The 2,727-nt window shown below is 28.8% G+C and carries 4 protein-coding genes; 1 reads left to right on the top strand and 3 read right to left on the bottom strand.

The genetic code is table 11. The features are described 5' to 3' along the window. Positions 1 to 122 precede the first annotated feature (122 nt). Positions 123 to 356: a hypothetical protein gene (locus BG20_RS07265; RefSeq protein ID WP_010192870.1), complete on the bottom strand. Its 234-nt coding sequence runs from the start codon at positions 354 to 356 to the stop codon at positions 123 to 125. 158 nt (positions 357 to 514) lie between these two features. Here BG20_RS07265 and BG20_RS07270 point away from each other — a divergent pair, with 158 nt between their 5' ends. Beyond that, entirely contained in the window at positions 515 to 769 is a 255-nt protein-coding gene (locus BG20_RS07270) for a hypothetical protein (protein WP_010192872.1), read from the top strand. On the opposite strand, the gene BG20_RS07275 is transcribed toward BG20_RS07270, so the two are convergent. Both BG20_RS07275 and BG20_RS07280 read right to left on the bottom strand, forming a co-directional pair. Beyond that, entirely contained in the window at positions 759 to 1,505 is a 747-nt protein-coding gene (locus tag BG20_RS07275; RefSeq protein ID WP_238527552.1) for a hypothetical protein, read from the bottom strand. The genes BG20_RS07270 and BG20_RS07275 overlap by 11 nt on opposite strands. Before the next feature lie 126 nt (positions 1,506 to 1,631). Next, positions 1,632 to 2,727: potassium transporter TrkG (locus tag BG20_RS07280; RefSeq protein WP_010192876.1), on the bottom strand; the 1,096-nt coding region annotated here is incomplete at its 5' end.

The following is a 2,727-nucleotide window of genomic DNA, read 5'->3' on the forward strand; positions in this document are numbered from 1 at the left end:
CGTAAAATCTCAGTTTTAATAATATCTGAACTCACAGCCATATTTTTCTTTTAATTATATTTGCTTAATAATACAATCTTTTTTCAAATTTAATGGTTTTTTGTATTTGAATTGTTTTTATTTTATTCGATATATTTTTTTAATACTTCATGCTCACCGTTTTTCTTTATGTCTGCTATTAATTCCTCTAAAATTTTAATTCCATGTACAATAGGTATTTTCTCGATCCTTTTATTTTCAAGCTTTTGTTTTAAAATCATTTTTTCATTATTTGCAAAACTTAGTAAACTTACACTATCTTTCATATCTAAATTAATGTAGAATTTTACATACTCTTTTGTTGTTTTAATGCCCATACTTTTAACATAAATTTCTAGTATTTGATTTAATTCATTTTTAACATTTCTTTAAAAAACTGTATGAACTGTTGATTGATACCTTATGATATGCCTAAAAATAATTTTTAATTGAATCTTTAATCAAAGTTTATTTAGAATTTTTATGATTTTTAATTATGGATGCCTGTGATACTAGAATTCGTGCATACAAAAATGGAAAAACTTTTGGCCAATGTAGAGATATGGCTGAATCTCTAAATCCTATGTTCAAAGAAGAAATTGAAAAAAATGGTCGTATTCTCTGGACTGAAATTCTAAATAAAGTAGATCATGATGAATTGATTTACAAATTGACATTAAAATTTCTTAGACGTGATGGTTATGATATTGGAAATAGTAAGATTCCTGAAGTGAAAAAATTTATTTTGTAGGATCTATTTTACAGCTTCCATCTGAATTTCTCAATTTTTTTGCCATCATAAAAGGTGTAACTAATAAAACTGGAATTGATATTGCTATGAAGACTGTTTGTAATTGAGTTAAGGCAATCGATAATGCAATTCCACTTGCAGTACCTATGAAAATTGACATGAATGTGCCCGCACATGTTGGACATGCTATGAATAATCCCGTTACAGCGCCTACGCTGCTTAATCCTCTTCCTTTTTTAGAAATCGTATAAGCGCTAACTGCAATAGCTGCATTTAGTCCTACTAAGTATGATACAATTACTTGTAATACTAGATTAATTGGAATTATTTGTAACCCTACATGTTCTGTCAAATACACTATTACTTTAGGCATATACCCCAAATCCCCACAACATGGTGCTACAAATCCTGATGGAATCACTGCTCCATAATGTGTGACAAAATTGACTTCTGGTTGATAGACTAGTGTACCTGATACTAACGAAAAAAATACTCCATAAACTATGGATGTAATGATAAAAAATTTTCTTGATTTTTTACTTGATACACATAAAGCAATAATTGTTGTAATGTCTTTTTCATTTTTTTCAATTTTTTCTTTATTGTAAAGATTAACTCCATAAATTATTGCTCCAAATGATGCGAACAATATTATGTAAAAACCGTAAGCAATTCTCTGAATCGTATCCATAGAATCTGGAGTAAATAATGCTGGATCTTGATATCTGGCATACATTACAAAAATTATTGCAATGGTTGAAAATCCCAAAATAATTAATTTTTTCCACCCCCGCCAAACATTTTTCTAATATTTGTAATTACTGGTTATTCAATTAATTCTATTCTGTTTTTTGTATTTTTTTTAGATTAGTTTAGGCACAAATATGTAAATTATTGCAATGATCTCCATTCTCCCTATTATCATCAATACACTTACTATTACTTTGATTGTTGCATCCGTATCAAAATTAATTACATTTGACGTTAATCCTGCAGTAGTGATTATCCCAGTTGCTTCATAGAAAGCATTTTCAAAACTAGTATCCTCAATAGTTGTTAAGTATATGGATGTCAAGAATATTGTTCCTGGAAATGCCAATATGATGAGTATGGTGGAAATTAATTCTTTTTTTCTTTTTGGAGACAATTCTGAACGGTGATTTTTATTAAATATTTTTTTACATTCTCTTAATTGCAATAATCTAAAAATTTTAATTCCACCAGATGTTGAAAATCCGCATCCTCCTATAATCATCAATATAATTAAAATTACATGTATGGGACCACTAAAATTTATCATTACTTGTGAATTAAGTCCTGAAGTTGTACTAGCTGAGACCGTATAGAATGCACTAGATAATGGATCAAGATTGCTTAGTGACATGAATAGCAATGTTGCACCACCTAAAATCATGAAATAAGCTAATACTTCTTTACCTAGTTTTGGAGAAAGGAATTTTTTTCTAACAAATGAATAGTGGAATGTAAATGGTAATGCCCCAAATATCATAGCTCCCATCACAATTAATTTTTCTTGCCAATCAAAATCATTGAGAATAGTTGATGTAGGTAAGAATCCTCCGGTTGCAAATGCACTAACTATTAATGAAAAATCATCAATTATGTTTAGATTTCCAAATAAATAAAATAAAAATGAAAAAATTACTATGTAAATTAAGAAAATAATTGTAATTGTTCCAAATAATTCTCTCATATGTAATGAACGACCAGAAATGAATCCTCGCATAGATTGTATTTTTGATTCTGGATAAAACGCAGCTATTGCTAAATAAATAAAACTCATTCCGCCCACAAGCTGTGTAAAACTTCGATAAAATGTGAAACTTTGAGGTAGATTTTCTGGTTCATGAATCAATGAAATTCCAGTAGTGGTAAACCCCGCAACACTTGAAAAAAACGCATTTGCAAATCCATCTATTGATGATTCTTGACTTGGT

The sequence above is a fragment of the Candidatus Nitrosarchaeum limnium BG20 genome (assembly GCF_000241145.1).
Taxonomy (GTDB): Archaea; Thermoproteota; Nitrososphaeria; order Nitrososphaerales; family Nitrosopumilaceae; genus Nitrosarchaeum; species Nitrosarchaeum limnae.

What these genes read in the sequence shown, in the direction of transcription:
- BG20_RS07270 (WP_010192872.1), top strand. Translation starts at nt 515, where the DNA reads ATGGATGCCTGTGATACTAGAATTCGTGCATACAAAAATGGAAAAACT.
- BG20_RS07265 (WP_010192870.1), bottom strand. Translation starts at nt 356, where the DNA reads ATGGGCATTAAAACAACAAAAGAGTATGTAAAATTCTACATTAATTTA.
- BG20_RS07275 (WP_238527552.1), bottom strand. Translation starts at nt 1,505, where the DNA reads ATGTATGCCAGATATCAAGATCCAGCATTATTTACTCCAGATTCTATG.